The 19,170-nt window shown below is 67.3% G+C and carries 15 protein-coding genes; 10 read left to right on the top strand and 5 right to left on the bottom strand.

The features are described from left to right. Nucleotide 1: 1 nt before the first annotated feature. Genes J2S71_RS00490 through J2S71_RS00470 form a run of 5 tightly spaced genes read left to right on the top strand, consistent with a single transcriptional unit; the run spans nt 2 to nt 5,248 of the window. Nucleotides 2–448 carry a 3-hydroxyacyl-ACP dehydratase FabZ family protein gene (locus J2S71_RS00490; RefSeq protein ID WP_021726651.1) on the top strand — a complete coding sequence of 149 codons (447 nt, stop codon included), beginning with the start codon at nt 2–4 and terminating at the stop codon, nt 446–448. Then, nucleotides 448–1,782: an acetyl-CoA carboxylase biotin carboxylase subunit gene (locus tag J2S71_RS00485; protein ID WP_021726725.1), complete on the top strand. Its 1,335-nt coding sequence runs from the start codon at nt 448–450 to the stop codon at nt 1,780–1,782. The genes J2S71_RS00490 and J2S71_RS00485 overlap by 1 nt, the downstream gene beginning before the upstream one ends. Continuing rightward, nucleotides 1,775–3,586, top strand: a complete 1,812-nt coding sequence (gene accA / locus J2S71_RS00480; protein WP_307388078.1) for an acetyl-CoA carboxylase carboxyl transferase subunit alpha — start codon at nt 1,775–1,777, stop codon at nt 3,584–3,586. Before J2S71_RS00485 ends, accA begins: the two co-directional genes overlap by 8 nt. Next, nucleotides 3,580–4,422: a DegV family protein gene (locus J2S71_RS00475; RefSeq protein WP_307388076.1), complete on the top strand. Its 843-nt coding sequence runs from the start codon at nt 3,580–3,582 to the stop codon at nt 4,420–4,422. Before accA ends, J2S71_RS00475 begins: the two co-directional genes overlap by 7 nt. Continuing rightward, nucleotides 4,412–5,248 (top strand): biotin--[acetyl-CoA-carboxylase] ligase, encoded by an 837-nt coding sequence (locus J2S71_RS00470; protein WP_307388075.1) that lies wholly within the window; start codon nt 4,412–4,414, stop codon nt 5,246–5,248. The genes J2S71_RS00475 and J2S71_RS00470 overlap by 11 nt, the downstream gene beginning before the upstream one ends. A gap of 223 nt (nt 5,249–5,471) precedes the next feature. On the opposite strand, the gene J2S71_RS00465 is transcribed toward J2S71_RS00470, so the two are convergent. The 4 genes from J2S71_RS00465 to J2S71_RS00450 form a co-directional block, all read right to left on the bottom strand. Then, nucleotides 5,472–7,148 carry an NAD(P)/FAD-dependent oxidoreductase gene (locus J2S71_RS00465; protein WP_307388072.1) on the bottom strand — a complete coding sequence of 559 codons (1,677 nt, stop codon included), beginning with the start codon at nt 7,146–7,148 and terminating at the stop codon, nt 5,472–5,474. Beyond that, nucleotides 7,141–8,391 carry an aminoacetone oxidase family FAD-binding enzyme gene (locus J2S71_RS00460; RefSeq protein ID WP_307388071.1) on the bottom strand — a complete coding sequence of 417 codons (1,251 nt, stop codon included), beginning with the start codon at nt 8,389–8,391 and terminating at the stop codon, nt 7,141–7,143. The genes J2S71_RS00465 and J2S71_RS00460 overlap by 8 nt, the downstream gene beginning before the upstream one ends. 3 nt (nt 8,392–8,394) lie before the next feature. Beyond that, nucleotides 8,395–9,264, bottom strand: coding sequence for an Mrp/NBP35 family ATP-binding protein (locus J2S71_RS00455; protein WP_307388068.1), 870 nt, complete (start codon nt 9,262–9,264; stop codon nt 8,395–8,397). A gap of 252 nt (nt 9,265–9,516) precedes the next feature. Next, nucleotides 9,517–10,236 (bottom strand): UTRA domain-containing protein, encoded by a 720-nt coding sequence (locus J2S71_RS00450; protein WP_307388066.1) that lies wholly within the window; start codon nt 10,234–10,236, stop codon nt 9,517–9,519. Nucleotides 10,237–10,465: 229 nt separating this feature from the next. On the opposite strand from J2S71_RS00450, the gene treP reads away from it, so the two are divergent. From treP to feoB, 5 genes are all read left to right on the top strand, one after another. Continuing rightward, entirely contained in the window at nt 10,466–12,439 is a 1,974-nt protein-coding gene (gene treP / locus J2S71_RS00445) for a PTS system trehalose-specific EIIBC component (protein WP_307388064.1), read from the top strand. A gap of 82 nt (nt 12,440–12,521) precedes the next feature. Beyond that, nucleotides 12,522–14,198 (top strand): alpha,alpha-phosphotrehalase, encoded by a 1,677-nt coding sequence (locus tag J2S71_RS00440; RefSeq protein WP_307388062.1) that lies wholly within the window; start codon nt 12,522–12,524, stop codon nt 14,196–14,198. Between the two features lie 550 nt (nt 14,199–14,748). After that, a complete protein-coding gene (locus J2S71_RS00435; RefSeq protein WP_021726743.1) occupies nt 14,749–15,036 on the top strand; it encodes a FeoA family protein in 288 nt (95 codons plus the stop codon). A gap of 104 nt (nt 15,037–15,140) precedes the next feature. Next, nucleotides 15,141–15,377 carry a FeoA family protein gene (locus J2S71_RS00430; protein WP_021726693.1) on the top strand — a complete coding sequence of 79 codons (237 nt, stop codon included), beginning with the start codon at nt 15,141–15,143 and terminating at the stop codon, nt 15,375–15,377. After that, complete coding sequence (feoB, locus tag J2S71_RS00425; RefSeq protein WP_021726696.1) at nt 15,377–18,049, top strand: ferrous iron transporter B; 2,673 nt, start codon at nt 15,377–15,379, stop codon at nt 18,047–18,049. Before J2S71_RS00430 ends, feoB begins: the two co-directional genes overlap by 1 nt. Nucleotides 18,050–18,433: 384 nt before the next feature. Here feoB and J2S71_RS00420 read toward each other — a convergent pair whose 3' ends face one another. Further along, nucleotides 18,434–19,033 carry a TetR/AcrR family transcriptional regulator gene (locus tag J2S71_RS00420; protein ID WP_021726726.1) on the bottom strand — a complete coding sequence of 200 codons (600 nt, stop codon included), beginning with the start codon at nt 19,031–19,033 and terminating at the stop codon, nt 18,434–18,436. Between the last annotated feature and the right edge of the window lie 137 nt (nt 19,034–19,170).

Raw genomic sequence — 19,170 nt, 5'->3', positions numbered from 1 at the left:
CATGAACAGAGACGAGCTCGAGAGGATCCTGCCGCACCGTCCCCCCATGCTGCTCCTGGACGAGTCGGAGGTGGTGGGCGGCGAGGCCCACGGCAGGATCGCCATCAGGGGTGACGAGTTCTTCCTGCAGGGGCACTTCCCGAACAACCCCATCGTGCCCGGCGTGATCCAGTGCGAGATGCTCGCACAGAACTGCTGCGTGCTCATCGCCGACCAGATGACTGACACCCAGGGCAAGACCCCGCTCTACACCGGGCTCGACAAGGTGCGCTTCAAGAGCAGCATACGTCCGGGTGACACCGTCGATCTGGTCTGTCGCCTCACGCGCTCCCATGCGCCGTTCTACTTCGCCGAGGGTGAGGCCTCCGTCGACGGCAGGCTGTGCTGCACGGCGAACATGTCGTTCGCGCTCGTCGCGAGCGATGCCGCCAAGGGTGGCGACGCCTAGTGTTCGAGAAGATCCTCATCGCCAACCGCGGCGAGATCGCAGTGCGCGTCATCCGCGCGTGCAAGGAGATGGGCGTGCAGACCGTGGTGGTGTACTCCACGGCCGATGCCGGCTCCTATCATGTTCAGATCGCGGATGAGGCGTGGTGCATCGGTGGCCCACGTCCCGCAGACAGCTATCTCAACATGGACGCCATCGTGACGGTGGCCGTCGAGTCCGGTGCCACCGCGGTGCATCCGGGCTATGGCTTCCTCTCCGAGTCATCCGAGTTCGCGCGGAAGTGCCGCGAGTGCGGCCTCGTGTTCATCGGCCCCTCGCCCGAGGTCATCGACCGCATGGGCGACAAGGACGAGGCGCGCCGCACGGCCAAGGCCGCAGGCGTCCCCATCGTGGAGGGCACCGGCCTCCTCGGGGATGCCGACGAGGCCGAGCGCGAGGCTAAGCGCATCGGCTTCCCCCTGCTCATCAAGGCGCGCGCCGGCGGCGGTGGCCGTGGCATCCGCAAGGTGGAGGCCCGGGACAAGGTGCGTGGCGCCTTTCAGGAGGCCTCCAGCGAGGCGGCCTCGGCCTTTGGCGATGGCGGCTGCTACATGGAGCGCTTCATCTCGCCTGCCCACCACGTGGAGGTGCAGGTGCTGGGTGACGCCCATGGCAACGTGGTCTCGCTGGGTGAGCGCGAGTGTTCCGTCCAGCGCCGCAACCAGAAGCTGCTGGAGGAGAGTCCCAGCCCGTCCATCACGCCCGCCGTGCGCGACCACATGGCCAAGGCCGCCCGCGACCTCGCGCGCTCTGTGGGCTACGTGGGGCTGGGCACCATCGAGTACCTCTACTCCGACGCCAACGAGACGTTCGCCTTCATGGAGATGAACACCCGCCTGCAGGTGGAGCATCCCATCACGGAGTACGTCACGGGCGTCGACCTCGTGAAGTGGCAGATGCGCGTGGCCGCTGGCAACGAGCTGGCCTTCGCGCAGGATGACATCCACGTCCAGGGCCATGCCATCGAATGCCGGCTCAACGCCGAGACGCCGGACTTCCTGCCATCGTGCGGCACCGTGGAGACCCTGCACATTCCGGGTGGTCCGTGGGTGCGCTTTGACACGGCCCTCTACCAGGGCGTCACCATTCCGCCGTACTACGACTCCATGCTGGGCAAGCTCATCGTCTACGCTCCCACGCGCGAGGAGTGCGTGCGCAAGGCACGCTCAGCCCTGGGCGAGTTCGTGGTCGAGGGCGTCTCGGACAACTCCGAGCTCCAGCTGGACATCCTCTCCAACGACGAGTTCGTCTCGGGCATGTACCACACCAACCTGATGGAGCACCTCTATGAGTAGCAGCAAGAAGGTCAAGAGCGCCAACACCCTCGAAGGCCCCATCACCGAGGTCAACGTGGAGCAGCCCGAGCGCCAGATCCTCGTGCGCTGTCCGGGCTGCCGCCATGCGGCCGCGCAGGAGGACATCGCGGGCAACCTCGAGGTCTGCCCCCGCTGTGGCCACCACTTCCGGATAGGCGCGCGCAAGCGCATCTCCATGACCGTGGATGCCGAGAGCTTCCAGGAGATGGATGCCGATCTGGTGGCCAAGGACTTCCTGGGCTTTCCGGGCTACAGGGAGAAGATCGCCAAGGCCCGCGCCGCCTCGCAGGAGAACGAGGCCGTCATCTGCGGCACCGCCACCGTCGGCGGGTACCGCTGCGCCCTGTTCGTCATGAACAGCCAGTACATGATGGGGTCCATGGGCTCCGTCGTGGGAGAGAAGATCACCCGCCTGTTCGAGTACGCCTGCGAGGAGGGCCTGCCCGTCGTGGGCTTCACCGTCTCGGGCGGGGCCCGCATGCAGGAGGGCACCACGTCCCTCATGCAGATGGCCAAGACCTCCGGCGCCGTGCGCAGGCACTCCGATGCGGGGCTCCTCTACATCGCCGTGCTCACCGATCCCACCACGGGTGGCGTCACGGCGAGCTTTGCCATGGAGGCAGACATCTGCCTGGCGGAGCCTGGCGCGCTCGTGGCCTTTGCCGGGCCGCGCGTCATCGAGCAGACGCTGCACAAGCGTCTACCCGTCGGCTTCCAGCGCTCGGAGTTCCAGCTGGAGCATGGCTTCGTCGACCGTATCGTGCCGCGTGCCGCCCTCCCCGAGGAGCTCGCGCGGCTGATGGGGCTGCATGGCGTGCCCAGGGTGGAGGGCGACGGCCCCTTCGAGCCCATCATCGGCCTGGTGAGGCCCAAGGACGAGAATCCTGCGGCCAAGCTGCTGGGCAACCTCGCCGCTGCCGCGGTGGACGCCGTTCAGCGTGCCGGCAAGAGGCCACCCGAGCAGCAGGCTCCGCTCACGGAGGCAGAGGAGGCCCGGCGCAGCGCCTATGAGCTCTTGGGCGTGGTGCGCTCGGGCGAGCGCCCGGGGGTCCTCTCCGCCATGGAGCGGGTGTTCGACTCCTTCGTCGAGCTGCATGGCGATCGCTACTTTGGTGATGACGGGGCCGTGGTGGGCGGCATCGCCCGCCTGAAGGGCCAGGCGGTCACCGTCATCGGCACCGAGCGTGGTCGTGACACCAAGGAGCGCGTGCGGCGCAACTTTGGCTCCGCCAGTCCCGAGGGGTACCGCAAGGCACAACGCCTCATGAGGCAGGCCGAAAAGTTCGGCCGTCCCGTCGTGTGCCTCGTGGACACGTCCGGCGCGTTCTGTGGCATGGGTGCCGAGGAGCGCGGCCAGGGCGAGGCCATCGCCCGGAGCCTTCTCGTGATGAGTGGCCTCAGGGTGCCCATCGTCTCCGTCATCATGGGCGAGGGTGGCTCGGGCGGTGCGCTGGGCCTGGCGCTTGCCAACCGCGTGCTCATGCTCTCCGGTGCCGTGTACTCCGTCGTGAGCCCCGAGGGCTGCGCCTCCATCCTCTGGAAGACGGCCGAGCGCGCCCCCGAGGCGGCCGATGCGCTCAGGATCCGTGCGACCGACCTCAAGGAGCTGGGCATCATCGACGACATCATCGACGATCACGACCTGGGCACGGACGCGTTCGCCCGGCGCCTTGCCGATGCGCTCTCGGCCGAGCTCGCACGCTACCAGGACGCCTCCGCCGCCGAGCTGGAGCAGGACCGCTATGACCGATTCCGCCGAATGGGGGAGAGTGCCCTATGCTAGCCATCGTTATCGATTCGACCTCTGGGCTGACCCGCAGCGAAGCCAAGGAGCTGGGCGTGACCGTCGTCCCCACGTACTACAGCGTGGATGGTCACGCCAACGAGGAGCGGTTTGCGGACGAGTGCGCGGGCTATGAGCCCCAGCTCGGCTCCGATGCCATGCTGCACACCGAGCCCGCCTTCCCCGATGCGTACCTCGATGCCTTCTCCGAGGCGCTCGCCAAGGGCGACGACGTGCTCTGCATCACGCTCTCCTCGCGCCTCTCGGCGGGGCATCGCAGCGCCGAGGTGGCCAGGAGCATGCTGCTGGGCACCGCCGAGAACGCGGGACGCATCGAGGTCGTGGACTCCCACATGGCGGGTGCCGGCCTGGAGATCCTCGCACGCCGCGCCCGCGAGGCGGCGGACGAGGGTAGGGGCCTTGCCGAGGTGGTGGCGGCCGTCAAGGAGCTTCGTGGCCACGTCTACTCGCGCTTTGCCGTGGCCGACATGCACATGCTGCGCCGCAGTGGGCGCCTCTCCAACACGCGTCGCTCCGTGAGCTCCACGCTCGACCGCTTCCCGGTCTTCGGCCTGCGCCACGGCACCATCGAGGTGGAGACCATCGCCCGCGGCACGGCGGGCATGACCAAGGCCATGCTTGCGGGCGTGCCCGAGGACGTGGGCAGGCTGTACGTCGCCCACTACGGTGAGCCCACCAAGGCGCTCTACCGCCTGGTGTCCGCCATCAAGCGTCAGCTGCCCGCAGCCGAGCTGGTGGTCAAAGACGCCGGCCCCGTGCTCACCGTGAACGTGGGCATTGGCAGCGTCTCGCTGGTGTGGGTCGATGGGGAGTAGGCCGTCCGCCCGCGCGATCGTGCACCTTGCCCAGGTGGGCTCCACCAATAGCTATGCCAGGCAGGCCTACCGCTCGGGTGGGCCTGCCTTTCGTGAGCTGCACGATGCCGCGACCACCGAGGGCGCGCTGCCGGTGGACGTCGTCGTGACCGACGAACAGACGCAGGGGCGCGGCCGCTTGGGGCGCATCTGGCAGAGCGGCGTCGACGAGGCACTGTGCGCGTCCTTCGTGGTGCCGCTGCCGCGCGTGGTGCTCGAGCGGGGGGATGGGGGCTGGGTCACCGCCTGCGCCGGCCTCGCCGCCGTGGATGCGCTGCGCGCCGCCTGTGACGACCGGCTGGGGGGTCTTTCCCTCAAGTGGCCCAACGACCTCCTCTGGGGCGGCAGGAAGCTGGGCGGCATCCTCTGCGAGACGGCGGGCATGGACGAGGGGTGCGTCTGCGTGGTGGTGGGCATCGGCATCAACCTGCTGACGCCTGCCGAGCGGCTGCCGCTGGAGGCGGCCACGTCGCTGGCGGTGCACGTGGAGGGGCTGCCGACCTATGCCGTGCTGCGCGATGCGCTGGTGGATGGCATCGCAGGGAGGATCGGCGAGATGCTCTGGCGGCTGGCGACGCGGCGCGACGCGGCGCGTGACGACCTCCTCGTGCGGACGAAGGCGGCAAGCTGCACGCTGGGGCATCGCGTGGAGGTGCGGCGCGCGGACGGCACGAGCGTGGTGGGGCGCGCGGTGGACATCCGGCGTGACATGGCCCTCGTCGTCAAGCTGGACGATGGGTCGCGTGTCGTCGTGACGGCCGGTGACGTGGGCGTCCTCTCGCGATAGGCGTGTGCCGTGCGTCTCCCTCCGCGTTCTGACCCCTCGTTCCCCTCGCCCATCCCCGTGTGGGTGCCGTATGGTCCATGTGGGTGCGATTCTCCCTGCCGCGGTCGATAAAATCCCAGGTCAGTAGAAGCAGCAAGATGCGATTGACACCCACACGCAGCAATAGGCACCCACATGCATGCGATTGGCACCCACACGGTCAGGTCGCGCCCGCCGCAGTGAGCTACCCCAGGCTCTCCGCCAGCGCCGCGGCCACGCGCAGCCCATCCGTCGCCGCGCTCATGATGCCGCCCGCATAGCCGGCGCCCTCGCCGCAGGGCCATAGGCCACGTGTGGAGACGGACTGCAGTCCCTTGTCGCGCGCGATGCGCACGGGAGAGCTGGAGCGGGTCTCCACGCCCGTGAGCACGGCGTCCGCCGCGGCAAAGCCGTGCAGCCGATGTCCCATCAACGGGATGGCGGCGCGGAGCGTCTCCGTCACATAGGGCGGCAGGCACCTCTCGACGCTGCCCCAGGTCACGCCGCGCGGGTACGTGGGCTCGATGGCGCCACCCGCAGTGGAGGGGGTGCCCTGCAGGAAGTCGCCCACAAGCTGCGCGGGCGCCACGAACGCCCCACCACCCGCCGCAAACGCCGCCTGCTCGCACGAGCGCTGCAGCGCCACGCCCGCGAGCGGATCGTCACCTGGCAGGTCCGAAGGAAACACGTTGGCCAGCAGTCCGGCGTTGGCGTTCGTGCCCGCGCGCGCCGAGAGGCTCATACCGTTGGTGACCACACCACCTGGCTCGCTCGCCGCCGCCACCACAGAGCCGCCGGGACACATGCAGAACGAGAACGCGCTGCGGCCCGAGGCGGTGCCCGCATCCTCGTCGAGGTGAGCCACCAGCTTGTAGGGGGCGGCTCCGAGGGCGGGATGTCCCGCGAAGGGACCGTACTGCGCACGGTCTATCATGGCCTGTAGATGCTCGATGCGCACGCCCATGGCGAACGTCTTGCGCTCGAGGGCGATGCCCTCGCGGTGCAGCAGCCCAAACACGTCACGCGCCGAATGCCCGCAGGCAAGGACCACGTTGCGGGCCGGTAGGCGCTCCTCGACGGCCCCGCCGCTTCCATCCGCGTGCGAGAGGGTCACGCTCGTCATGCGCCCGCCTGCGACGCCCAGTCCCGTGAGCCTGGTGTCCAGGCGCACCTCGCCGCCAGCCTGGCGGATGCGTGCCAGCACGTTGGTCACCACGGTGGGCAGGACGTCACTTCCCACATGGGGCCTGGCATCCCACAGGATCTGCCGTGGGGCACCCGCCTCCACGAAGGTCTCCAGGATGCGGCGATGGGCCACGCCCCTGGTGCCCGTCCCCAGCTTGCCGTCGGAGAAGGCGCCAGCCCCACCCAGGCCAAACTGGATGTTGTCCTCGGGATTCAACTCGCCTGTGGCGTTGAAGCGCTCGATGTCCACCGTGCGGCGCGCTGCGTCGCGCCCGCGCTCCACGAGCAGGGGCTCCAGGCCCGTCTCCGCCAGGGCGAGCGCACAGAAGAGCCCGGCGCATCCGGCGCCGATGACCACCGGTCGGCCAACGGGACGCGTGTCCACATGGATGGGCGGCTGGGGGTCCTCCTCCTGGGCGACGCGCACGTTCCTGGCCCGATGCCTCCTGGCCAGCCGCCGCAGGAGTGCGCGCTCCGCATTGGCCGCGCCGCGCAGCTGGATGCGCACGCTGTAGGTATAGTGCACATCGTCCTTCCGGCGCGCGTCGATGGAGCGCCTGCGGGGCTCCAGCGCGACGAGGTCATCGGGCGGGAGGTGCAGGCGCCTCAGGATGGCGGCGCGCAGGGCGCGCCCCTCGGTGCGCTCGGTTCCGTCGAGGGCGTCGAGTGGTATGCGCAGGTCAGAGATGTCAAGCATGGGAGATTCCCCTCGCTGCCGCCATACCGGCCACCATGCCGCTCCTCCACGCCCAGGCGAGGTTGAAGCCACCGCAGTCACCGTCCACGTCAAGCACCTCGCCGCAGGCAAAGAGTCCCGGGACCTCCCGCGCCTCGAGCGTGGTGGGGGAGAACTGCGTGGTGGCGAGCCCCCCTGCCATCACCTGCGCATGCGACTCGTCCGCGCGCCCGCGCACGACGAGCCGCTGGCCCTTGACGAGGCCGACCAGGCTGCGGGAGCTGCCCCGTGCCTCCCGCTCGAGCACGGTGGCGATGTCGGGGTCGAGCACGCCGTCCAGGCACCCGGGCACGAACGTGCCCCTGCCCGTGGGGTCCGCCAGCCTGGCGAGCTCCTGGTGCGAGACCTCGGGTGCGAGGTCGAGCCTCACGACGTCACCGGGCCGACACCGGCGCGAGAGGTCGAATACCACGATGCCCGAGAGGCCATAGCCCCTGATCAGCACCTCGCCCTGCTCGTGCCACAGGGGGGCATCGGCACCCTGCGGCACGAGCGAGACGCGCGCCAAGACGCGCCTTCCGTCACAGGCCAAGAGTGGGGAGGGCCCTGTGGCCACGGGGCAGAGCACGGGATGGCCCGGCACGAGGGCAAGCCCCAGGCGCGCGGCGATCGTGGCGGTTGCCTCGGCGCCGCCCCCCAGTGCGAGCACGACGCGTCCCGTATTGAGGCGCGTGACCTCGCCAGATGCAAAGCCCTGGCATATGTCCAGCTCAAAGCCTGTATCCGTGCGTCCCATCCCTCGCACCGTGCGCGCGGGCGCCAGCGTCGCCCCAGCGTGGACCGCTCGTGCGAGCAGCACGTTGCGCACGCTTGCCGCCCGTCGCGAGAGGGGGTAGAGCCGGCCCTCCTCCACACACCATCGCAACCTGCTGTCGCGGAGGAAGGACAGGATGTCATCGAGGGGGCATGCGCCCATGGTGGCACCCACGAAGGCGGGGTCGTTGTAGCGCGCGGGATCAAGCCGCTCGTTGGCAAAGTTGCAGCGGCCGTTGCCCGTTGCCAGGATGGTGCGCCCGCACTCGAGAGCGGACTCCAACACCACCACATGGGCACCCGCCTCCGCCGCGCAGATGGCGGCCGCGAGGCCTGCCGCCCCGCCACCGACGATGCAGACGTCCATCGAGGGAGGCATCGTCACGGATGCGGCGGCCCGCATGAGGGCGGCCTGTCGGGCGCTGCGGGTGCCCGCCCTTCCCCGGGTCATGGGTTACCCTGCCAACGTCTCGTGTGCCAGGATCTGCTCGACCGTCTTGGCCGCAAAGCCCTCGGGCAGCGCGTCCTCGAAGGTGCCCGCATCGCAGGCGGCTGCGAGCGTGGGGTCGATGGGCAGCTCGTCCAGCGCCTCGATGCCAACGTGCGCGGCCGTCTCGATCAGGCGGCTGGGGCCAAAGGGCTCCACGCGCTCGCCGCAGTGCGGGCATAACATCCAGCTCATGTTCTCAACGAGGCCCACCACGGGCACGTCCATCATGGCGGCCATGTTGAGCGCCTTGCCCACGACCATCTGCACGAGGTCCTGGGGCGAGCTCACGATCACGACGCCCTCGATGGGGAGGCTCTGGAACACCGTGAGGGCCACGTCACCCGTTCCGGGGGGCATGTCCACGAGCAGGTAGTCCACGTTGCCCCAGGCCGTCTCCTCGAAGAACTGGCGCAGCGCGCCCATGAGCATGGGGCCGCGCCACAGTACGGGGTCGGTCTCGCTCTCCAGCACAAGGTTGGTGCTCATGACCTCGATGCCGCCTTTGGACGTCACGGGGACGAGCTGCTCGTTGCGTGCCGTGGCGTGCCTGCCGCTCATGCCGAACATCCTGGGAATGGAGGGGCCGGTGATGTCCGCGTCGAGGATGGCCACCCTCTTGCCCTCGTGGCGCAGGCTGACGGCGATGGCGCCGGTGACGAGCGACTTGCCGACGCCGCCCTTGCCGGAGACCACGCCGATGACGTGCCTGATGGAGCTGCCTGTGGCGGGGGAGAACCGCTGCGGCCCCTGGTCCTGCTGACGTGTGGCGTGTCCGAGCGTCTCGTCGACCTCGCGGCGAAGGGCGTCGGTGTCGATGTCTGGCGTCTGTGCCATGGGATTCCTTTCCTCGGGATGCAGGCATCCTCGATTCTACCCGGATGGGATGATGCGATTGCCCTGCGTCTGGGTGCCTGTCCCGTTACGGGAGTCATGTGGGTGCGACACGCTTCCGTGTGGGCGCCAATCCAGTCATGTGGGTGCCTATCGCCACATTGCAGCCGACAGAATCCCAGGTCGGCTGAATCGACAGGATGCGATTGACACCCACACGCGGGAGCGTTACGCCCACACGCGTGAGCCGCCGCACTACGTCTTGCGCAGCGCCACGGCGCTGAACGAGAAGCTGTCGGGTCGATGGCGCGACTGTGTGTACTCGAACATGATGCCGTCCCCGTTGAAGGTCTGGCTGCACATGACGGTGACGAAGTCGAAGCCATCGAGGTCGAGGCAGGCGCGGTCGAGGCGCGTGACCTTCTCGGCCGTGATGGTGCGCTTGCTCGTCGCGATGCGCATGCCCAGGGTGTGCTCGATGTAGTCGAAGATCGACATCGCGGCGATGGCAGGGGTGAGCCCCGGCACCAGGTCCTCCCGGAAGTAGTTGTGGTCGAGGATGGTGGGGGTGCCGTCCAGCACGCGCACCCGATCGATGTGGACCAGGCGGGTGCCCTCCGTGAAGCCGCTGCGGGCGGCGAGCTGTTGGCTGCAGGCGATCCGCTCGAAGGTCGTCACCTCCGTCTGGGACGAGAGGTGGTTGCGCCGCGCAGCCTCCGCAAACGTCTCGATGCCGCCCGCCTCGAAGCGGGTCCTCTCGCGTGGCTGGTAGATGACGCGCACGCCCTTGCCGTTGATGGGCTGCACGTAGCCCTGCTGCGCCAGGAGCCCCAAGGCGCGCCGCAGGGTGTTGTGGGAGCAGCCGTACCGCTCCGTGAGCGCGCTCTCGGGCGGGATGAGGGACTGGTAGGGATACTCGCCCGTCTGGATGCGGTCGAGGAGGTCCTGGTAGATGATGTTATAGATCGCCTTCATGGGACGAGTGTGACCTTCCTTCCAGTCCCGACCGCGCGTGGTCGGGGTCACCAGACGATGCCCCCGCCTCGCGCGGTCTTCTCCCACGCCAAGAATACTACCGTTCGCGGAACGCTCGCAGCTCTCACATACCTATGCACATAGCCGTGCCATGATATTGGGTGAACAACCTATGCAAATAGGTTACGAGAGGGACGGCCCCTGCGACCGTCAGCTGACAGGAGGAGCGATGGGCAAATACGAGTCAGACGCCAGGGAGCTGCTACGGCTCGTTGGTGGCCGCGAGAACATCGTCGCGGTGACCCACTGTGTGACGCGCATGCGCTTTGCGCTGGTCGACCCCGGCAAGGCGGACGTCCCCGGCATCGAGAGGCTCAAGGCCGTCAAGGGGAGCTTCACCAACGCCGGCCAGTTCCAGGTCATCATCGGCAACGACGTGGCGGACTTCTATGACGACTTCACGGCCGTCTCGGGCGTGTCGGAGGTCAGCAAGGCCGACGTCAAGAAGGCCGCTGCCGGCAACCAGAACCCCTTCCAGCGGGCCATGGGCGCCATCGCGGAGGTCTTCGCGCCACTCATTCCCGCCATCATCACCGGCGGTCTCATCCTGGGCTTCCGCAACGTCCTGGGTGACATGCCCTACTTCGGGCCCGACGGTACGCAGACGCTCGCATCGCTCTCCGTGTTCTGGACGGGCGTGTACAACTTCCTGTGGCTCATCGGCGAGGCCGTGTTCCATCTGGGCATCCCGGTGGGCATCTGCTACTCCATCACCAAGAAGATGGGTGGCACGCCCATGCTGGGCATCGTGCTGGGCCTCACGCTCGTCTCGGGCCAGCTCATGAACGCCTATGGCGTCGCCAGCGCCACGGCGGAGGACTGGGCCACCCACACCTGGGACTTCGGCTTCGCCCAAGTGCACATGATCGGCTACCAGGCCCAGGTCATCCCGGCCATCCTGGCTGCCGTCTGCTTCAACTACTACGAGCGCTTCTTCAAGAGGATCACGCCGGCCGTGGTTCAGATGATCGTGGTTCCCTTCTGTTCTATCCTGCTGGGTGTCATGACGGCCCACTTCATCGTCGGCCCCATCGGCTGGACGCTCGGCACCTTGGTCAGCAACGTGGTCATGGCCGGCATCTCGGGCCAACTCCGCGTCATCTTCGGCGCCCTCTTCGGCGGCCTCTACGCCCCGCTCGTCATCACCGGCCTGCACCACATGACCAACGCCATCGACCTGCAGCTCATCGCCGACACCGGCACCACGATGCTCTGGCCCATGATCGCGCTCTCCAACATCGCGCAGGGCTCCGCCGTGCTCGCCATGATCGTGCTCCAGCGCAGGGACGAGGATGCGCAGCAGGTCAACATCCCCGCGTGCCTCTCCTGCTACCTGGGCGTCACCGAGCCCGCCATGTTCGGCGTCAACCTCAAGTACGTCTTCCCGTTCGCCTGCGCCATGATCGGCTCCGCCCTTGCCGGCATCCTCTGCACCGCCACCTCCACGGCAGCCAACGCCATCGGCGTCGGTGGCCTGCCCGGCATCCTCTCCATCAACTCCAAGTACTTCCTGAGCTTTGCCGTCTGCATGCTCGTCGCCATCGTGGTGCCGTTCGCGCTCACCTTCGTCGTGGGCAAGCGCAAGGGCATCGACAGGGGCGAGGGCGTCGAGAACGTCTCGCTCGAGGGCGAGGACCTTCCCGCGACCCAGGCGCCCGCCGCCGCGCCCGCCGCCTCCGACCTCGTGGCCGATGGCACCATCAGGGCGGCTGTGAGCGGCACCATCCGCACGCTCGCCTCCGTGGACGACGGCGTGTTCTCCTCGGGCATGATGGGCCCCGGCATCGCCATCGACCCCAGCGCGGGCGAGGTCGTGGCACCGTGCGACGGCGAGGTCACGGTCATGATGGCCGAGTCGGGCCATGCGGTGGGGCTCAAGCTTCCCAACGACCTCGAGCTGCTCGTCCATGTGGGCCTTGACACTGTGGACATGCACGGGAAGGGCTTCACCGCCCACGTGCGCCAGGGCGACGTGGTCCACGCCGGGCAGCGCCTCATCACGTTCGACCACGACACCATCAAGGCGGCCGACCATCCGGACACCGTTATGATGGTCGTGACGGGCACCGGCCAGGCCGGCAAGGTCGAGCTGGTGGAGCAGGGCAGCGCCACGGCGGGCGAGACCACCGTCATCACGTACTAGGACAGGACGGACGCAACGGGGGGCGGTGCGACGCGTCGCACCGCCCCCTGCGACCAAGCCGACGGAAGGACACGGGGGACGCATGGACAGGGCGACGCAGCTGGGCGACAAGGTCGTGTACCAGGTCTACATCAGGAGCTTCAACGACTCCGACGGCGACGGCGTCGGTGACCTCAGGGGCATCACGCAGCGCCTGGACTACCTGCAGCGCCTGGGGGTCGACTACCTCTGGATCACGCCGTTCTTCGTCTCGCCTCAGCACGACAACGGCTACGACGTGGCGGACTACCGCGCCATCGACCCCCTCTTTGGCACCATGGCCGACTTCGAGGAGCTCTCGCGCGAGGCGCGGGCGCGCGGCATCGGCCTCATGCTGGACATGGTCTTCAACCACACGTCCACCGAGCACGCGTGGTTCCAGCGGGCGCTTGCAGGGGACGCGCGCTACCAGGCCTACTACAAGTTTGTGGATGCGGTACCCGGTGCCACGGCCACGAACCCCGGCGAGCCGCCTACCAACTGGGAGTCCAAGTTCGGCGGCAGCGCCTGGGCCTACCTGCCCAGCCTCAACAAGTGGTACCTGCACCTGTTCGATCGCACGCAGGCGGATCTCAACTGGGACAACCCCGCAGTGCGCACGGAGCTGGCGGACGTCGTGCGCTTCTGGAAGGCCAAGGGCGTCTCGGGGTTCCGCTTCGATGTGGCCAACCTCATCTCCAAGCCCGCCACCTGGGAGGACGACAGCGAGGGCGATGGCAGGCGCCTCTACACCGACGGCCCCCACGTCCACGAGTACCTGCGGGAGCTCGTGCGGGAAGGCGGCATCGAGGACGTGCCCACGGTGGGCGAGATGAGCTCAACCTCCATTGACAACTGCGTTCGCTACACCAACCCCAGCCGCCATGAGCTCTCGCAGGTCTTCAGCTTCCATCACCTCAAGGTGGACTACGCCGGTGGGGACAAGTGGGCGCTCATGGAGCCCGACATTCCCGAGCTGCGCCGCATCCTGCGCGACTGGCAGGAGCGGATGTGCGCGGGCGGCGGCTGGAACGCGCTCTTCTGGTCCAACCACGACCAGCCGCGGCCCAACTCCCGCTTCGGTGACACTTCCACGCGCGAGCTGTGGCAGCGCTCCAGCGAGCTCTTGGCCGTCTGCACCCACTTCATGCGCGGCACGCCCTACATCTACCAGGGCGAGGAGCTGGGCATGACCAACCCCGGCTTCGACCGCATCGAGCAGTACCGTGACGTGGAGAGCGTCAACTACTACCACATCCTGCAGGAGCGGGGCCTCTCTGCCGATGAGGCGCTGGCCGTGGTGCGCGAGCGTTCGCGCGACGACGCGCGCACGCCCGTGCAGTGGGACGCCTCGGCGACGACAGGCTTCACGACGGGCACACCCTGGATCGAGGTGGCCGCCAACCACACCTGGCTCAACGCCAGGGCGGAGGTCGATGACTCCGGGTCCGTGTGGTCGTTCTATCGGCGGCTCATACGGCTGCGCAAGGAGCTGCCCCTCGTCCAGCGGGGGGACGTGCGCTTCCTGGACGTGCCGGCGGGGGCGGAGAAGGTCATCGCGTACGAGCGGACCTTGGGCGACCAGCGCCTGGTGGTGGCATGCAACTTCTCAGGAGACAAGACCCCTGCGATTGATGTGGCACTCGTCACGGGCGGGGAGGTCCTTGTGGGCAACTACGATGACGCCCCCGTCGCGGGCACCCTACGCCCATGGGAGGCTGTGGCGTACGTCTGGTGCTAGGGGAATGCTGTAAGGGCACGCTCCCCTCCTCATATGGCCGTGGGAAGGCCTTGCCTACCCCTGTGCCCCTACGCGCAGGGCCATCCCATCTCCGACCCCAGGCTGTCGCGCAAGGCCATGCCGAGGGGAGAGGGGAGACCGTGGCACGATGGGCCGAGAGGAGAGGGACAGGGGCGCGCCAGGCCTCTGTCCTCTGGCAACCCGGCACGTTGCGGCCTCTGTCGCAGGTGAGGGCGATGCGCATGCGGCCACGTTGCTTGCCACAGGACACGACGCCAGGCACGTGACCCATGCCATGCGGCACGAGGTCTTGTCCTTGTGGGTCTCGTCCTGCCGTGGGTGCCCTTCTCCTCTTTCGGGTCGATAAAGGTGCAGGTTGTGTAAGGCCGCGCGAGGAAAGTCGCACTCACGGGTAGCGAACCGCACCCACGGCAACCGTGTGTCCTCTCCCCATCTCTCCATGAAAGTTTACCGAAGTTGTTAAACTCACTCCTCAACGAGACAGTTAGCTCTATACTACATATGACTGCTGCGTCGTAGGGAGGGAAAGATGACCATGGAGGCTGTCGTAGACAATGTGGCACATGAGCCGACACAGAAGGTCGTGCAGGCACAGGGCGCCCAGCTGCCGCTAGCCATGGTGAGCGCAGGCGAGACGGCGACCGTGCTCAAGGTGCGCGGAGGCAAGGATCTCCGCCAGCACCTCTTTGAGCTGGGATTTGTTCCTGGTGCACCCGTCAAGGTGGTTTCGCGCGTCTCGGGCGACATGGTCGTGAGCGTCAAGGGCGCCACGTTTGGCATCGGCCGCGACATGGCCATGCGCATCGTGACGACCTAGGCCGGACGATTGGTTATACTGACGTGACTCACGTGGCGTCACACAGGCGTTCTGTAACGGGCCGAGAGTCTATCTACGGCATGAATGAAGGGTGAAGTTGAACAATGGCAACTCTGAGAGACGTGAGGGTGGGGGAGAGTGCCACGGTGGCACGGCTTGATGGCGCCGGCGCCATCAAGCGCCGCATCATGGACATGGGCCTCACCAAGGGCACGCGCGTCCTGGTGCACAAGGTAGCCCCGCTCGGTGACCCCATCGAGGTCACGGTGCGTGGCTACGAGCTCTCCCTGCGCAAGGACGAGGCCGGGTGCATCGACGTGAAGGATGTGACGCGCGACTAATGGCAGATCAGATCAACATCGCTCTCGCGGGCAACCCCAACTGTGGCAAGACGACCCTGTTCAACGAGCTCACGGGCTCGAACGGCTACGTAGGCAACTGGCCTGGCGTCACCGTCGAGAAGAAGATGGCCAGCTGGCGTGCCGATCGCAACGTCACCCTCGTGGACCTCCCGGGCATCTACTCCCTCTCACCCTACTCGCCCGAGGAGGTCGTCTCGCGCGACTATGTCGTGAACGACCGTCCCGACGCCGTCATCAACCTCGTCGACGTCACTAACCTGGAACGCAGCCTCTACCTCACGACGCAAGTGTTGGAGGCGGGAGCTCCCGTGGTCGTGGGCCTCAACATGTGCGATCTGCTCACGGAGCGTGGCGACGTCATCGACGCCAAGCGACTCTCCCAGATGTTGGGCGTCCCCGTGCTCGAGGTCTCCGCGCTGCACAGCAGGAACCTCGACGCCCTCGTGAGGGCTGCCGTCACGGCGGGCGCGAAGGGTGTCGCGCCCAAGGGCGTCAGGTGCTTCTCGCCCGAGGTCCAGGCTGCCCTCGACCGCATTGCCGACATCATCAAGGGTTCCTGTGATGCCGAGCACCTCACATGGTTTGCCGTCAAGGTGTTCGAGCGCGACGTGGAGGCCATGAGGCCCCTCAAGCTCTCCCAACGGCAGCTTGACCAGATCGAGCCCCTCATCGCCGCCGTCGAGGAGGATCGCGATGACGACGCCGAGTCCATCGTCACCTCCGATCGCTACGACTGGATCGCCACGGTCATGGACGCCTGCGTCAAGAAGGCCCCCAAGCAGCTCACGCGCTCGCAGCGGATCGATCGGGTGGTCACCAACCGCATCCTCGGCCTGCCCATCTTCATCGCGGTGATGGTCTTCGTGTACTGGTTCGCCCTCATGGCCGTGGGCACGCCGGCGACCGACTGGGTCAACGACAACCTGTTCTCCGACGGCTTCTTCGTGAGCGCCAGCGGTTCCGCGCAATGGCAGGAGGCCGATGACGCCTGGAAGGACAACCACTACGCCGACCAGATCTCGGGCTACCTTGCCGCCGCGGCCGACGCGGGCGTGGACACCGAGGGCGTCCAGGACGCCATCAACGCCGATCCCCAGACAGACGATGACCAGGCTACCATCGAGGACTTCGAGGCTGCCGCCGAGGAGGCGGGCATCACCGCGACCGACGTCCCCATAACGGACGATGACGGCAATTTCCTCGACACCGAGGGCAACATCATCGACAAGGAGGATGCCGACGGCAACCCCGTCCTCGCCGCGGGACAGGAGCTCGACACCATTCCTTCGGTCACGCTCGACGACTTCGAGACCGCGCTCGACACGCCCGAGCCCGACCAGCACGACTACGAGGGCTGGGTGGACTCCGTGCCCAACGCCGTGAGGGGCTGGCTCACCGAGGCCGGCGCGTCCGACGTCGTGCAGTCGCTCGTCGTTGACGGCATCATCGGCGGTGTGGGTTCCGTCCTGGGCTTCATCCCACAGATCTTCGTGCTCTTCGTCGCCCTGTGCCTCCTTGAGGACTGTGGCTACATGAGCCGCGTGGCCTTCGTCATGGATCGCGTGTTCCGCCGCTTCGGCCTCTCGGGCAAGTCGTTCATTCCCATGATCGTCTCCTCGGGCTGCGGCGTGCCGGGCGTGCTGGCCACCAAGACCATCGAGAACGAGCGTGACCGCCGCATGACCGCCATGCTCACCACCATGATCCCCTGTTCGGCCAAGCTGCCCATCATTGCCCTGGTCATGGGCGTGCTCATCGGTGCGGACAACGGTGCCTGGTGGGTGGCCCCGCTCTTCTACTTCATGGGCATCGTCGCCATCATCGTGAGCGCCGTCATGCTCAAGAAGACCAGGCCCTTCGCGGGCGAGCCCGTGCCCTTCGTGATGGAGCTGCCAGACTACCACGTCCCCTCCGTCCGCTCCTGGTTCCTGCACGTGTGGGAGCGCGTCTCTGCCTACGTCAAGAAGGCCGGGACCATCATCTTCGCGGCAGCCGTGGGCATCTGGTTCCTGTCCAACTTCGGCATCGGCGGCTGGGATGGTGGTCCGGGAACCTTTGGCTTCCTGCCAGGTATGGAGGGCGTGCCCAAGGAGTTCATGGACTACTCCCTCCTCGCCGGTGTGGGCAACGCCCTGGCTTGGATCTTCGTGCCCCTGGGCTTTGGCAGCTGGCAGGCGACGGCCTCGTCCGTCTCGGCCCTCATCGCCAAGGAGAACCTCGTCTCCACGTTCGGCGTGCTGTACGGCATAGGTTCCGACGCCAGCGAGAACGCCGTCACCATGTGGCAGGGCTTTGCCAACATGTTCACTGTGGGCGGTACGCTGCACGTGGGCGCCATGTGCGCGTTCGTGGCGTTCAACATGCTCTGCGCACCGTGCTTTGCCGCCATGGGCACCATCCGCCGGCAGATGGACTCCGGCAGGTGGACGGCCTTCGCCATCGGCTACGAGTGCGTGTTCGGCTGGGTGATCGGCCTGCTCATAAACCAGCTCTATGAGCTCGTCGCCTTCGGGAGCTTTGGCCTCTGGACGGTCGTGGCCTTCGTGCTCCTGGCCGCCATGCTCTTCCAGCTCTTCCGTCCGATGCCCAAGTGGGAGCGGAAGGACGAGAGGATCCTGGATAGCCTGTCGGACGCTCGTGAGGTGGCATAGGGCGTCTGACAGTGCGCGTGTCTTCGAGGGGGCTGGGCTGGCGCAGACGAGCGTCGGTCCGGCCCCCTTGTCCCCTTTTGCGCACGGCAAGAGGGTCCAGACCCTTGGGGCAGGCGTCTGCACCATCAGATGGCGAAGAGCTCGTGCTCTCCGGCAAGGAAGCTCTCCACGCTGCACGTGGCAGATCCCACGACGAGCGTACGGGTATGGGGGAAGCGCAGGGAGAATGCGACCGGCCCGCCCGTCTGCCTCGCCGGCCGCTCATGACCTCGTCTTCTATACCTGCCTCGCAAATTTGGGAGGCAGTCAGTCAAGCAATGGTGCCCATCATGATATTCGGACAGGCCATCCTGACGTCGTCCGCATGATGCGAGTCTTTCCGACCTACGAGAAGATGCCGTGCATGAACTGGCGCACGGTTGCCTCGGCCTGGTCGTCATCCAGGCTCCCCCTGCCCTGGTGCCAGAACGCGACGTCGGCGTTGAGCATGGCGACGAGGTGGGCCGCACAGGACAGCTCCCGGCCACGCACACCCCCATGACACGCGCCGATGTCGTGAAACAGCCGGGTGACGATGGCGTACTGCTCGTGCATGTACGGCTCCGCCATCCTGGTGATCGCGGAGTCGGGCGGGGCAAAGGACAGGGACAGCCTGAGGAGGTAGAAGTCGGTGTTCGTCCTGGCGGCTGAGTAGTAGAGCTGTGCCACGCGCAGCAGGGCCGGGCGCACGTCGCGCCCATACTCATGCGGGTGCGGCTCATAGACGCACGCCTCGGCCAAGGCATGGTTGAACGAGGCGTACTGCTCCTCGAGGACGGCTGCAAGCAGCCCCTCCTTGCTGTGGAAGAAGTAGTACAGCGTCGGCTTGGTGACGCCTGCCGCCTCGGCGACCTGTGCGACGCCAACGCCGTCATAGCCCCGCCGTGCGAACAGCTCCAGGGCGCGGCCGAGGATGGCGTCTCTGCTGTTGGTCTCGTTTCCCATGGGAGCAGTATATATCGAGAGGGGCTGCAGGTCCGTCCCGCCAGCGGCCGAGTCGACCGGCGGGGAATCGCATGATTTCCACTTGCCCTTGTCTATACCGTACGGTATAGTATCTACCGAACGGTATACATGACGGC

This window comes from Olsenella profusa DSM 13989, assembly GCF_030811115.1.
GTDB classification, from domain to species: Bacteria; Actinomycetota; Coriobacteriia; order Coriobacteriales; family Atopobiaceae; genus Olsenella_F; species Olsenella_F profusa.
Note: the sequence above shows the minus strand (reverse complement) of the source record. Positions and strands in the feature narration are given on the sequence as shown.

What these genes read in the sequence shown, in the direction of transcription:
- J2S71_RS00490 (WP_021726651.1), top strand. Translation starts at nt 2, where the DNA reads ATGAACAGAGACGAGCTCGAGAGGATCCTGCCGCACCGTCCCCCCATG.
- accA (WP_307388078.1), top strand. Translation starts at nt 1,775, where the DNA reads ATGAGTAGCAGCAAGAAGGTCAAGAGCGCCAACACCCTCGAAGGCCCC.
- J2S71_RS00475 (WP_307388076.1), top strand. Translation starts at nt 3,580, where the DNA reads ATGCTAGCCATCGTTATCGATTCGACCTCTGGGCTGACCCGCAGCGAA.
- J2S71_RS00470 (WP_307388075.1), top strand. Translation starts at nt 4,412, where the DNA reads ATGGGGAGTAGGCCGTCCGCCCGCGCGATCGTGCACCTTGCCCAGGTG.
- J2S71_RS00465 (WP_307388072.1), bottom strand. Translation starts at nt 7,148, where the DNA reads ATGCTTGACATCTCTGACCTGCGCATACCACTCGACGCCCTCGACGGA.
- J2S71_RS00460 (WP_307388071.1), bottom strand. Translation starts at nt 8,391, where the DNA reads ATGACCCGGGGAAGGGCGGGCACCCGCAGCGCCCGACAGGCCGCCCTC.
- J2S71_RS00455 (WP_307388068.1), bottom strand. Translation starts at nt 9,264, where the DNA reads ATGGCACAGACGCCAGACATCGACACCGACGCCCTTCGCCGCGAGGTC.
- J2S71_RS00450 (WP_307388066.1), bottom strand. Translation starts at nt 10,236, where the DNA reads ATGAAGGCGATCTATAACATCATCTACCAGGACCTCCTCGACCGCATC.
- treP (WP_307388064.1), top strand. Translation starts at nt 10,466, where the DNA reads ATGGGCAAATACGAGTCAGACGCCAGGGAGCTGCTACGGCTCGTTGGT.
- J2S71_RS00440 (WP_307388062.1), top strand. Translation starts at nt 12,522, where the DNA reads ATGGACAGGGCGACGCAGCTGGGCGACAAGGTCGTGTACCAGGTCTAC.
- J2S71_RS00435 (WP_021726743.1), top strand. Translation starts at nt 14,749, where the DNA reads ATGACCATGGAGGCTGTCGTAGACAATGTGGCACATGAGCCGACACAG.
- J2S71_RS00430 (WP_021726693.1), top strand. Translation starts at nt 15,141, where the DNA reads ATGGCAACTCTGAGAGACGTGAGGGTGGGGGAGAGTGCCACGGTGGCA.
- feoB (WP_021726696.1), top strand. Translation starts at nt 15,377, where the DNA reads ATGGCAGATCAGATCAACATCGCTCTCGCGGGCAACCCCAACTGTGGC.
- J2S71_RS00420 (WP_021726726.1), bottom strand. Translation starts at nt 19,033, where the DNA reads ATGGGAAACGAGACCAACAGCAGAGACGCCATCCTCGGCCGCGCCCTG.